Here is a 13,236-nt window from a genome sequence, read left to right as displayed (position 1 = left end):
GTACCGGTCGCTTTTATGCCTGTGCTATTGCAGATAGCTATATCTATTGCATTGTCTTTTTCTTCTTCTTTTGTGCCAAATCAAACTGCTGGCAAAAAAAAGCTTATGGTAGCGTTTAGTGACTGGGTAAGCTGATTGGGGTATAGCTATTCACTGATCGGTGAAGGCTTTTTATGGACCAGGGTACTTGCTAAAAATGGCGTCACTCTATGACGGACGCTACTTAATTACTATGTTTGGAGGATGTTCTCTATGCTTGGGGCAAGAAAATCATCTTGCGGCTCGTGGAGGGGAATGCTCAGTGTGCTGGGCCTGTTGCTCTTCCTCTTTCCGCTGGTAACAGCTTGTGGGGGTAACGATTCGGGAAATGCGAAGCCCACACCTACTCCTGCCAATACCAGCACAGCTAATACGTTAACAACCCTTGACCTGGGGCTGCCTCAGAAGGCGCTGAGCGCTCCTGTGGTTGGGAAGTTGTCGGACGATCAAAAAATGCATGTTGGTGTGACGTTTAAGTCGAATCAGGCGGCATTAGATCAAATGGATAAACATAAGGTGAAGGTTGGCGAGAAGCAGTCCTCGGCTGATCTGGCGAAGCAGCTTGGCATTAGCGAAGAGACCTATCAAAAGGTCAAGTCTTACTTCGGGGTAGAGGATGCGACGGTCAATATTGGGAAATTGCGCACAAATATTACGATTGATGCCAAAGCGAAAACATTCGCATCGTTGCTCCATACAAGCTTTGTTCTGCATAAGCTAGATGGGCGCACCTATTATACTCCTGATCCGGCCAATCCGCCCAAAGTGCCAAAGCTTGTTGCCGATAATGTGCTGGCTGTTACCGGGCTGGATAACTACTCGCGTCCTCCGCAGCACACGTTCCATGCCCAGGCGCAGCAGCGAACTGCAACATTGCAGGCGCACGCTTCGGTTGATTGTCAGGCCAGCGGTGATTCGCTCGTTCCTTCTCAGGTCTCACATGCATACGGCTACGATCAGTTCTGGAAGCAGGGGTGGCATGGCGAGAAACTGAACGTGAACTTCGTCGAGATCGATGGCGTCTCTCGCACCGACCTGGAAAACTACTTTGCCTGCGTGGACTACAAGGGCAAGGTGGGTGTGGTCACGATTGGTGATACCATCCCCAATCCGGGCGGCGAGACGCAACTGGACGTTGAAATGGTTGCTGGCCTGGCTCCCGCTGTAAACATGATGGTCTATCAAACTGACATCAGCCAGGAGCAGGATGCAGGCTGGACGAAGATCAATGATGCGCTGACAAAAATTATTGACGACAATGCCGACAACAAAGACTCTGCCAGTGTTGTGAGCATTAGCCTGGGGATGGCAGAGGATTATATGACCATTGGTGATCTACGTGCCGTGCGTCAGAGCCTGGAGATCTTGACGAAGGCCGAACATATGACGGTCTTTGTCTCAAGCGGCGACTGTGGCGCGTTTACCAGTCGGGTCTATGGTAATCTCTCGGTCAGCTATCCTGCCAGCGATCCTTCCGTCGTAGCGGTTGGTGGAACCATTCTGGGCGTTGATAATAAAGGACAGCGCGTTGGCGAGGTGGCCTGGGCTGACGGCACTAATAAGTCCAAATGCGAGAATCAGTGGGGAACGGGAGGCGGTCTCAGCGTCATTTTCAATAAACCCTCCTGGCAGCAGGGAGCCGGCGTGAAAAATCGCTACTCAAATAATATGCGACAGATACCAGATGTCTCGGCTGTTGCATACAACCTGGCTGTGTACTTCGAGGGGCAGTGGATCAGTGTTGGTGGAACGAGTGCTGCCGCACCCATCTGGGCTGCCGGGATGATCTTGATGAACCAGGGATTGATCGAGGATAAACAGGTTTACGTTTATGGCAACGATCTGTTCTACGAGATTCAAAACAACCAGGGATCGATGCATCCCCTCTACGATGTCACAAAGGGCAATAACCTCTACTATCCGACCACCGCTGGTTGGGACTATCCGACAGGCCTCGGCTCCCCCAATTTGCCCAACCTTTTTCTTGCGATTTCTAAAAGTGTATAGCTAAACAATTCACAACGCATGAGTATGCCCACAGAGCATACTCATGCTCCTCCCTGTATTCCCGACACTTTGTTGAACTGATTCTGGCGAGTGGCCCGTGATACAAGAAGGCATAACCTATCATCTGTGCTTTTTCAGGGTCACATCATCTTCAGGCACAAGTGACGTGGGCCTTGTATTGGAGGGAATAAAAATGTCTGCGCTACACACTACGCTTCATAGCATATTTCGCTCGATGTCCGGTCGGGCTGTGATGGCTATGTTTGGTCTTATGCTTTTGCTTTTTCCACTGGCCGCCTGTTCCGGGCCTGCTGATACCGTACAATTTACGACTATCAATCTCGGCATCCCTGCTGACGCCTTAAATTCTCCTGTTGTGGGGCCGTTACCCGATAATACAAAATTGGCCGTGCGGATTACCTTCAAAATTAATTCCAATCTTTTAAAGCAGGCAGAGCAACAGAAGATACAGCCAGGCAAGCCGTCGCACCTGGAGGTGTTTGCAAAGAAGCTTGGCGTCGATGATGCTACGTATCAGAAGATCAAGGATTTCTTCAATATTCAGGGTATATCGCTCAAACTGAGCAAGCTGCGCACTCATCTGGCTATTGATGCCAAAGCCAGCACGTTTGCCAAGCTGCTTCAGACGAAGTTTGTCATTCACAAGTATAATGGTCGCACGTTCTATGCGCCCGCTACCCCACCCAAAGTGCCGCACTTCCTGGCGAATTATATTGATGCGATTACAGGGCTGGATAACTACAGTAGCAAACCCATTCACGCCCTCTCCTCGTTTGTGCCGTTTAATCACCAGCAGCCGACTCAAGATTGTTCTCCACCAGATCAAACCCTGTTTCCACGCGATGTGGCTGGCGCTTACGGCTTTGAGCAGCTCTGGAATCAGGGGCTACACGGCGAGAACATGACGATTAATCTGGTCGAGATTGATGGCTCGTATCGCAGCGATATTCAAAACTACTTTGATTGTATCCAGTTCAAAGGCCGCCTTTCCACGATCAATATTGATGGCAAGCCCAGTGAGGCCGCTGGTGAGTCTACGCTGGATATTCAAATGGCAGCTGGATTGGCACGTTCTGCCAATATCATGGTCTATCAGACAGACGGCAATACAGATGGAGATATCTGGGGGCAGATCAACGATATGTTGCAGCAGATAGCAGATGACAACGTGAATAATGCGAACGCTGGGAGTGTTGTGAGTATTAGTTTGGGGGCGGCCGAGCAGGAAATTACCTCCGAGGATATGCGTGCTATTGATAGCAGTATTCAGCAATTGACACGTGTAGAGCATATGACGGTCTTTATCGCGAGCGGCGATTGTGGAGCATTTACCAGTCGCGTGTATGGCAAACTGGCGGTGAGCTTTCCCGCGAGCGATCCCTGGGCCACTTCTGTTGGCGGCACGATGCTCGCGGTGAATGGCAATCGTCAGCGTACGCAAGAGGTGGTGTGGGCCGATGGTTCGCAGCGCTCTAGCTGTAAGAATCAATGGGGCAGTGGTGGTGGCAATAGCGTTGTCTTCAAGCGCCCGCAGTGGCAGAATGCCGCTGGCGTCAGCAATAAATATACAAGTGGAGCACGGCAACTGCCCGATGTTTCAGCAGCCGCTTATGCTCTGGCTGTCTACTTTAGAGGACAATGGGGAGCCGTTGGAGGAACCAGTGCCGCTGCCCCGATCTGGGCAACAGGTCTTGCGCTGGTCAATCAGGGATTGCTGAAACAGACGCAACAATTCGGATATTCGCCATCTATCTTTTATCAAGTTGCTAATAAAAGTAGTGGGCTGCACCCGTACTTTGATGTGACGAAGGGCAATAACCTCTATTATCCAGCGACTTCAGGCTGGGACTACTCTACAGGTCTGGGAACTCCCAATATTGCCGGCTTCTACCAGGCGATGCTGAAAACGTTTTAAACAGGTATATAATCTCCTGGCGGGCCCGGAAAAGCTTTTCCGGGCCCGCCATATGTCACGGCTCAAAATGCTGCCAGGCAAGCGTTTATTGTAATATCATCAAGATGGTCGGCGCACTTCTCTCTCATAAAAAATTGTTCCATTTCTGGTTATGTCCGAACAATCTTTTTGATCAAGGGGGATATATGTCACAGCACCCTGGAAGCTACTGCCCAAACTGTCGCGCTCATCTCATGCCCGAACAACGCTTTTGTGCCAATTGTGGCACCGTCATTGATGTGGGAGCGCATCAACCCACCGCGCGTCCTCCGTCAATGGAAGGCTGGGCCTCTGCTCATAATGATGGCACTGTACCTGCTACGCCTCCGCCACCTCCTCCATCCTCGTTTCCGCAGCAACCGCCCTCTTATTATACTGGCCCTCCTATAAAGGACTCCAGCAAAAGCGTTATGAGGCAAATTGGTTGTGGCTTGCTCTCTGTTATTCTCGTTGTACTCTTGCTTTGTGGAGGCGTGAGCTATCTCGGTTACAACTGGCTAAGGGGGCTGGCAAATAGTCCCTCTAGCGGAAATACGGGTTCTACTCAAAGCTCCAATAGCGGCAATACTGCTGACAGCACTCCTACTTCCGCTCCCATCAAAACAACATCCTTGAGCGGTTCTCGACCTCTTGCGTTCATTTATTCCGATGTGAAAATTACCCTTCTTGATGTGAAACAAGCGGCCAGTTTTTCTGATGGGGTTACACCGCCAAAGCCTGGAGTTATCAGGATTAGTTTTAAAGAGGAGCAAGATGGTACAAAAGCCGCCTATTATAGCTATAGTGATGTAATGCGCCTGATCCTACCTGATGGGACGATTGTTGCACCCATTACCGCGAAGAACGGCACTGTAACGGATGCCTCGACCAACCGTCAAAACTGGATCGATTTTCCCGCCTCTACAGATTTAAGCGTTTCCAATATGGTGTTGAGGGTTGGAACGGATGCTGAAGCGCAGATGCAGATACCGTTGAAGGCAAATGCTGATGTGAGTAAATATCAGCCAAAGACCGTAACTCTCAACAAGCAGACCACCTATACCGGGTTATCCTGGACCTTAACCAGCGCGTTTGTGCGTTGGAGTGCCAATGGGAAACATGCGGAAAAAGGGATGATCTATGTCATTACCTCTTTAAAGGTTGACAATACTTCCGCGCAGGATTTTTATGGTAGCCCAGTTGATTACCTGCGTTTGAAGGCCGGAGATGTCACCTCTGCACCATCTGGAGATACAACCGTTCCTCTTGTGATCGAAAAAGGAAAAACAGGAGCAACAGGGGAATGTGCCTTTCTAGTTCCGCAAGGTAGTACCGATTTTTCTCTGATCTTTCTCGCGACCCCTTCGATTTCTGGCTCACAGCAGGCTACCATTCCCTTCCAGATCTAACAAGAGGAAGAGGCGCACATCGCGCCTCTTCCTCTTGTTATGGTGTATTGGATCTCATTGAGACTTTTGTAGATATTGTCTTATTCTAGTAAGAAGCTGCCCATTAATTGTTTGCGTAGTGCGGCCTTCTCTTCGTCGTCTGTGATCTCTGGTTGTTTGGCTGGCCCCGTCCATACTGCTGTCTGGCTGGTCATGGCTGCTGAGAATTCGTCAACCATCATCTCTTCCAGGAAGGTAGAGGGAGCTTTCTTCTCGTTCTCCTGTTTGCGTGGGGGGGCCGCAGCCGCCTTCGGAATAACTGGTATGCGTGGATCTGTAGGCTGCGAGAGATCAGCGCTCTCCTCCGTCTGAGGAGCGGGAGTGATTGGCGCTATTGCTTTCGCTGGTTGGGCTGCTGGCGCAGGGCGTGTTACTGGTGTTGCTGGGGCTGCATCCTCTAGAAGGAGGTTGAGTGCTATCCGCTGTCCACCGATTTCCACAAAAATTCCATGTCCGGCACGCAATTGTGCAATTTGACGCCGCAATTCACGATTTTCTTCTAGCAGCTTCTCCATAATATATTTTTGTTTTAATAGCTCGTGCGCGATAAGGTCGAAGCTGGCTCCGTTCATATTGTTCTCCTTATAGAGGGCACTTGTATAGTTGCGCTTTTTCTTATGGAAGGTGATTCCTTGTTATCTTGGTATAGAGACGTGTTAATTTGTGTAAAGTAACAGCATACATCTCTTGATTGCATCTGTACCAGTCTCTATTGCTGGTCTATCGTTTGTTCTGCTCATATTGCGCTTTCCCAGCTCTTCCTGAAGGCTATTCCTTGTGAGAACCTCCCTGCTGTGGTACACTATCAGCGATGAAAAAGGGGCTTCAAGGATCTATCTCTAGCAGGAACACGTTTGATTGTCCTCTTAAAATATAAACTGTGTTGAGTGGCAAAGTTGTATACGTGTTTGTGGTGGCCTCTTATAAGGATCAACGATTCTACGAGCCGTCAACCCGGCGTGCAGCGCAATCTGAAGGAATGCCAACGCGCCTTCGTATCTAATTGCCTGTGGCAGGCGTTTTCTAAATAGATAGTGGCTGCTTATTTCTATCGCCACATAGTCTTATGATGCATAAAGAGGTATCAGGGAAGATGTGGGATAGTGACACTTGACGATGAATGAAAAGGAACGAAAGATGAACGATCGTATTCGAGAAATTCTTAGCTGGTATTCCAGCGAAAACCCTGGTGTACGCACCAATCTTGCTCGCATGCTGAATCATGGTCGCCTGGCTGGTACAGGAAAGATGGTTATTCTGCCTGTTGACCAGGGCTTTGAGCATGGACCTGCACGCAGCTTTGCCCCCAATCCTGCTGGTTACGATCCTCGCTACCATTTCCAACTGGCTATTGAGGCGGGTTGTAACGCCTATGCAGCTCCTCTGGGCTTCCTTGAAGCGGGTGCAGCCGACTTCGCGGGTGAGATTCCTCTGATTCTTAAATGCAATAACCACGATGTTCTGAACGATGAGCGTGATCCGATCTCTGCTGTAACGGCAGGCGTTGAGGATGCGCTGCGTCTGGGTTGTGTCGCAATTGGCTTTACCATCTACCCCGGATCGTCGGAGCGCACCACCATGTATGAGCAGTTGCGTGATCTGATCTTGCAGGCGAAAGAGGCTGGTCTGGCTGTTGTGGTCTGGTCCTATCCTCGTGGTAGCTCGTTGAGCAAAGAGGGCGAGACTGCTGTTGACGTGGTGAGCTATGCAGCACAGATCGCCGCTCAGTTGGGGGCACACATCATTAAGGTGAAACTGCCCAGCGCGAAGGTTGAGCTGGCGGAAGCGCAGAAGGTCTATCAGAAGTACGAGATCCCTGTTTCCACCCTGGCGGATCGTGTTCGCCACGTGGTACAAAGCTCGTTTGATGGCCGCCGCATTGTGATCTTCTCCGGTGGCGCAACCGCTGCCGACGATCAGGTCTTCGATGAGGCTCGTGCGATCCGCGATGGCGGCGGCTTCGGCTCCATTATTGGCCGCAACTCATTCCAGCGCAAAAAAGAAGACGCTCTGAAGTTCCTGGGAACCATCATGGGCGTCTACGAGGGATCGGTTAAATAATGTTGTGTGTTGATTGATATCTTTCCAACATAAAAGATATCAATCAATTAACACGAAAACCATGAAGAAGAGTAAAAAGCGTTCTCGCAAAAAAAACAGCGAGAACGCTTTTTACTAATAATTTACTCGAAAATTTATCTGACCCCTTTCACTTTTGCTATAATGACCGTTCCAGATGTGCAGTAGAAGACGGTCAGCAAGAAGAGGATCGTGTAGCCGAGGTGATGGGGGAGACCTTGTAGGCTCTGAAGCAGAATGCCACCAATAACAATGCCAATAACCTGTGGAAGAATGCCCATCGCGGTCCAGATACCCAGGAATTTGCCGGCCTCATTGGTGGATGGTAGCACATCGGCGGTCAATGCCCAATCAACGCTGCTATATGCTCCATATGCGACCCCAAAAAAGACGCCGCCAATGAGCGCTATATACTGGTTGGGGAAGAGAATAAAAATCAGGCAGACCAGCGCCATCATCGCACCGGATAGATAGACCAGACCCTTGCGTCCCCAGCGATCAGAGGCCCAACCCGCAACCAGCGATGTTGGCAGCGAGGCCAGCAGCAGAACCGGTTGAAACAGCACGCCGTTAAACTCTTCTCCGGTAAACGGCGTGTTCAACACGATCGTTCTCACTCCCGGGCCACCAAGTACGTCCGTAAAGAAGTACACCAGAAAATAGAAAACGCTCCAGATACCCATCATTACTAGAAAGCGAGCGAGGAGAACCCAGGAAAGATCGGGATAGCGAGCGGGATGAAAGAATAATTTTTTGACGAAAGCGCTCAGATGAAATACTTGCTGCTGGCTCGCTGGTAATGGTGTCTCTTTGACCGTTATGACTGTATAGGCTACAAAAACGATTTGTACGATGGCGATGAGCAGAAAGATCTGCACGACGGCGTTGCGGTATGCAGGCATAGATAGCTCACCACCTAATAGCGCTCCCGCGATGATAGAGCCAAGAGCGGTCCCTAACAGGCTGAATAGTCCATTGAAGCCAGAGCAAAGGCCGCGCTGATGAGTTGGAACTTTATCGGCAATGATTGCGCTCCAGGGGGCGTTTGCCACATTGTTTGTGAACTCTAACAGGAGAAAGAGGATGGTGAAGATGAGGAGCAGCAAGCCGGGAGAGAACCATGATGGCGAAAATGCGAAGATGATCAGCACGATAACATTGAAGATTGTGCCAATGATCATAAATGGGCGTCTTCGTCCCATACGAAATGTTGCGTAGTCTGAAATTGCTCCCACCAGCGGATTGACGATGAAGGCAACAATAGTGCCCAGCGTGACAACAGTTGAGAGGTTAATGGCTTTGAAGCGAGGATCAAGGAAATGCGCCACCATACTGGGGATGACAATGGCTTGTAGTGCCTGCCAATGAAACTGGCAGCCCATCCAAAAAATATTGATGTTGATCTGGTCAAAGAGCGTGATTGGCTGCAAACTGCTGCTAGAAAGAGAGACTGAGGTATCTTCTGGCGGTTTACTGATCTCCATTCAGACCCCCCTTTTGCATATAGATAACAACAGTGTTTCCTGAAAAGGAGCAAGCCGCTTTTGGGGTTTATTTCTCTCTAAAGTATACTGATCATTGTTAGCTCTGGCAAGCAAATAGGTGTAGGAGAATCGGCATGGCAGGAAGAACCACAATGTCGTAGTCGCGCGATTTATCGTGCATCGCAAGTAAACAAGTAAGGCGCGATAAATTGCGTGGCTACGAATTGATTATAAGTTGCAAGGAGCATTAAATAATCCGTCTACCGAAAAAAGCGTTCTTTGGTAGACGGATAGCAAAACAAGTTTAATCCCAGTTTTCGACGCCGACATCCTCGCCCTGACTCTCCAGCCAGCGCTCCAGATCAATGGCGGCGCGACAGCCATCGCCGGCGGCGGTGATCGCCTGACGATAACGATGATCAGTGACATCACCAGCAGCGAAGACGCCAGGAATATTCGTCATCGTATTCTCAACGGGAACGATATATCCAACGTCATCCGTATTGATGATTCCTTTAAACAGATCGGTATTTGGTTGGTGCCCAATTGCCAGGAACACGCCCTGAACCGGCACTTCCAGCGTTTCGCCAGTCTTGACATTGCGCACCCGTACACCTGTTACCGCATCATCTCCCAGCACCTCAGTAACTTCAGCATCCATGAGGAAGCTGATTTTGGGATTCTTACTGGCACGATCCTGCATAATCTTGCTGGCTCGGAACGTATCGCGGCGATGAACGAGCGTCACATGATTTGCATAGCGCGTCAGGAAGGTGGCTTCCTCCATCGCTGTATCACCACCGCCAATGACCACGAGATCTTTATTCTTGAAAAAGAAGCCATCACAGGTTGCACAGGCCGAGACGCCGCGCCCCTGCAAACGTTTTTCACTTGGCAGCCCCAGCCATTTGGCACTGGCACCTGTCGCAATAACGACGGCACGCGAACGGTACTCTCCAGAATCGGTCGTGACCACAAAAGGTCTGCTGGTGAAATCGACCGCGATCACATCCTCTGGGATCATCTCCGCGCCAAACCGCTGCGCCTGCTTCTCAAATTTTTCCATCATCTCTGGACCCAGGATGCCCTCTTCAAAGCCGGGATAGTTTTCTACCTCGCTTGTCTGCATCAACTGCCCACCTGTCTGATAGCCCTGAAGTACCAGTACGGAGAGGTTGGAGCGTGCTGCATAGAGTGCGGCTGTATATCCTGCTGGCCCTGAGCCGATGATTATCACACCATAGACCTTTGACATAATCGAAGACTTCCTCACTTACCTGTAAAACTTGTTGTGTTCTGCTTATGATAACAGCATAGTTCGCAATTTTATGCCCATCCCTGACCATACTCCCTTTCACAATTATTATCTTCTACTATTAATAACACGAACCTATTCCCACTGAGGGATATGTGATACAGGTAAGAGGAGTCCTTGCTCTATGGAAAGAGGAAAAAAGGTATACCCTGTGTCTGCAAGGCATGAAGCAGACCGCTGTGGTAGTAGTTACCAGCGATATTCCAGGCGGTAACAATCACAAAGAGAACGACGCTCAGTATGATAATGGCGCGATCTCGTTGTGTGGTATGCAGCTCGATCAGCCATGTACGCTTGCCGACGCCGAAGCAACGTAGTTCCATAGCGCTGATGATATCTTCGGCACCCACAACCGAACCAATCACCACCGGAACAACCATCGGGGCCAGACGTGCAATTTTGCCGAAGATGCCGCCGCGCAACTTATCGATCTCGAAGCCGCGTGCCCGTTGCGCGTCAAGCGTCGTGCCAAAGTCGCGTGAAACCGTTGGCAGGAACCGAAAGGCCAGATCAATGGCGTAGGCAATTTTGTCTGATAAACCCATGCCTTTAAAAGCCGCTCCTATATGGCTGGGATCGGTAGTATAGGGGATTGCAATCGCCAGCAACGCAATGCTGAAATTGCGCATAACCTGCGTCAGCATAAACGTGATGCTTTCCACGCTAAAAATCAGGGGGCCGGACCAATATAGGGTGCAGTTGACTTGAGGCCGAGAAATGGAAGGCTAAAGAGAATATGGGGATTGCTGATATCGACGCCCTTCACGACTGCTCCACCAGAGAGAAAATAGTTAGAAACGATAATCATCAAATTTAAAATAATAATAAATATCCATACCTGCCTGGTTTCTTTCCACTTGAGATGGGCCTGACTGTAATACCAGGCAGCAGCGATCAAACCGGCCAGAATGATCCAGATGTTAGAGGTTTGAGCTGCCGCAAGCCCATATGCAAAAAGGAGGAGGAATTTTGCGCGAGGATCAAGCCGGTGAATCGGCGTATCGCGTTGAATATAGGGAAAATTGATGAGCATAGCAGTAAACCTTTTGTATGAATGCAGGAGCAGAAAAGCGTGCTCTTCTGCTCCTGAACGTAATCTGCGTGTATTATCCTCTGCCTGAGCGTGCTCTTGCCGCGTTATAAGCGATGAGCAATATTGGCAACAGGATCAATCCATTGATGAGATCGGATAAGGCAGCCGGGACGAAATAGCCAACCGTTGCTGAGATAAAAGACAGCTTGGAGAGCCAGATCTCCGTGTAGGAGGCAAAACCAATACCGATGATGATAGCAACGGCCGAAAAAACTTCGGCAATGATGATATTGCGCGTGGAGGTATAGCGTCCTCCGGTACGAAGCAGGGTGAGGCCAGCGATGAAGCCGAGCAACGCGTTACCAACATCCCAGTTCCAGAAGACACCGTAGCCCGAAACATAGTCGCCAAGCAGGTTGCCGATACCTCCTGTAAAGAGACCAACCCAGGGACCGAACACTGTACCGAAGAATAATGGAATGACGATAGCGGGACGCAATGAAACGTTACCAGCACTGGGCAACTGAAGCGCGTTGGTAGCCCAGCTCAGGCCACCATAGAGAGCAGCTCCGAGGGCCATGTAGACGATCTGACGCACACCAACTGCCCAGATGTTCGTACTTAGCAAACCTCTGCCAGTGCTCTTTTCTGATACTGCCATGCGAGTTCTCCTTTCAGGCAATAACATGGATAAAGCAAATGAGAAAATATCAAGATAGGGGAAATCCCCTGTCTTTTCGAGAGAAAGATCAAGCAATGGCATTCTGCGTCGCTAGCAAATAACGTAGCAACGAGGTGGGACGCAGGTTACAGGCGTCCAGCAGCGCAGGGTCAGCAAGCACCTGTAAAGGTGGACCATCCGCAACCAGTTTGCCATCTTTTAAGAGCAGTACGCGTTGTGTGAAACGGAGTGCCAGGTCAAGATCATGGGTAATAAAAAGCAGTGCATCCAGGCCGGGTAAACTACGTAAATACTCCATAAAAGCAATATACGAACGATAGTCCTGCCCTGCTGTTGGCTCATCTAGCAGAAGAATTTTACCCTGCATTGCCAACACCGAAGCAATGGCGACACGTTTTTGTTGTCCAAAACTCAGCGAGAAGGGCGAGCGCTCTGCGAATTGGAGGACGTTGAGAGCCTGAGCCGCTTCCTGTACGACCTCATTTATGCGCTCACGTGGGAAGCGCAGATTATCCGGCCCAAAGCTGATCTCTTTGCGAACTGTTGGCGCAAAAAGCATGGCGCTCGGACTCTGGAAAACATAACCTATGCGAGCGGCCAGTTGTGCAACGCTCAACGTTCGCGTATCTTCTCCATAGAGTCGGACCGTCCCTTTAGATGGTCGAAGCAGACCAAGCGCCTGTTTTACCAGCGTCGTTTTGCCCGCCCCGTTCGGTCCGAGCAGCGCTATCGTTTCACCGCGACGAACGTTGCATGAGATTCCGTGTATAATCTCTTCTGAGAACAGATTATAGCGATAATGAACATCGTCGAAGGTCAGAATGGGAGCATCATCCTGCTGGTCTGGTTGCGACTGGCTATGTTGTCCGGTCACAATCGGGCGAACCAGCACCGTGCTTGCCTGTGAGGAATCGCTCATTCTGTCGAGCGTGGATTGGATGGGAAGTTTGACCTGTTCGGGATCAGCCACTTTGAGAAATGCCTCTGTATCTCCAAAGAAGACTTGACGCCTCTCACGCATTAATAATACTTTGTCTGGTTTGAGTTGCAGCGCCTCTTCCACCCGATGCTCGACAATAATAACGGTGCGTCCTTCTGCACGAAGCGCCGCGATCAGCGTTTCCAGTTCATCAACTGCGCGGGCGTCGAGGTTAGCGAATGGTTCGTCAAACAGGAAAATCGACGGTTGCATGAC

11 protein-coding genes are annotated in these 13,236 nt (G+C 50.1%); 4 read left to right on the top strand and 7 right to left on the bottom strand.

The features are described 5' to 3' along the window. Positions 1-252: 252 nt before the first annotated feature. The 3 genes from K3T83_RS07355 (at position 253) to K3T83_RS07345 (ending at position 5,409) form a co-directional block, all read left to right on the top strand. Complete coding sequence (locus tag K3T83_RS07355) at positions 253-2,046, top strand: S53 family peptidase (RefSeq protein ID WP_220202322.1); 1,794 nt, start codon at positions 253-255, stop codon at positions 2,044-2,046. Positions 2,047-2,239: 193 nt separating this feature from the next. Then, positions 2,240-3,982 (top strand): S53 family peptidase, encoded by a 1,743-nt coding sequence (locus K3T83_RS07350; RefSeq protein WP_220202321.1) that lies wholly within the window; start codon positions 2,240-2,242, stop codon positions 3,980-3,982. 185 nt (positions 3,983-4,167) lie between these two features. Next, positions 4,168-5,409 (top strand): hypothetical protein, encoded by a 1,242-nt coding sequence (locus K3T83_RS07345; RefSeq protein ID WP_220202320.1) that lies wholly within the window; start codon positions 4,168-4,170, stop codon positions 5,407-5,409. 80 nt (positions 5,410-5,489) lie between these two features. Here the strand turns inward: K3T83_RS07345 and K3T83_RS07340 are convergent, their stop codons facing one another. Beyond that, entirely contained in the window at positions 5,490-6,020 is a 531-nt protein-coding gene (locus tag K3T83_RS07340; RefSeq protein ID WP_220202319.1) for a hypothetical protein, read from the bottom strand. Between the two features lie 565 nt (positions 6,021-6,585). On the opposite strand from K3T83_RS07340, the gene K3T83_RS07335 reads away from it, so the two are divergent. After that, the gene (locus tag K3T83_RS07335) at positions 6,586-7,509 is read left to right on the top strand and encodes a class I fructose-bisphosphate aldolase (protein WP_220202318.1); all 924 of its coding nucleotides are present in this window, start codon (positions 6,586-6,588) and stop codon (positions 7,507-7,509) included. A 134-nt stretch (positions 7,510-7,643) separates the two neighbouring features. Here K3T83_RS07335 and K3T83_RS07330 read toward each other — a convergent pair whose 3' ends face one another. From K3T83_RS07330 to K3T83_RS07305, 6 genes are all read right to left on the bottom strand, one after another. Further along, positions 7,644-9,011: an MFS transporter gene (locus tag K3T83_RS07330; protein WP_220202317.1), complete on the bottom strand. Its 1,368-nt coding sequence runs from the start codon at positions 9,009-9,011 to the stop codon at positions 7,644-7,646. 304 nt (positions 9,012-9,315) lie between these two features. Next, positions 9,316-10,266, bottom strand: coding sequence for a thioredoxin-disulfide reductase (trxB, locus tag K3T83_RS07325; protein ID WP_220202316.1), 951 nt, complete (start codon positions 10,264-10,266; stop codon positions 9,316-9,318). Between the two features lie 182 nt (positions 10,267-10,448). Beyond that, a complete protein-coding gene (locus K3T83_RS57145) occupies positions 10,449-10,988 on the bottom strand; it encodes an energy-coupling factor transporter transmembrane component T family protein (protein ID WP_268963445.1) in 540 nt (179 codons plus the stop codon). Between the two features lie 8 nt (positions 10,989-10,996). Next, positions 10,997-11,359, bottom strand: a complete 363-nt coding sequence (locus K3T83_RS57140) for an energy-coupling factor transporter transmembrane component T family protein (protein ID WP_220202314.1) — start codon at positions 11,357-11,359, stop codon at positions 10,997-10,999. Between the two features lie 73 nt (positions 11,360-11,432). Continuing rightward, positions 11,433-12,020 (bottom strand): ECF transporter S component, encoded by a 588-nt coding sequence (locus K3T83_RS07310; protein WP_220202313.1) that lies wholly within the window; start codon positions 12,018-12,020, stop codon positions 11,433-11,435. Between the two features lie 88 nt (positions 12,021-12,108). Then, positions 12,109-13,233, bottom strand: a complete 1,125-nt coding sequence (locus K3T83_RS07305) for an ATP-binding cassette domain-containing protein (protein WP_220202312.1) — start codon at positions 13,231-13,233, stop codon at positions 12,109-12,111. Between the last annotated feature and the right edge of the window lie 3 nt (positions 13,234-13,236).

Source organism: Reticulibacter mediterranei (assembly GCF_016587455.1).
Note: the sequence above shows the minus strand (reverse complement) of the source record. Positions and strands in the feature narration are given on the sequence as shown.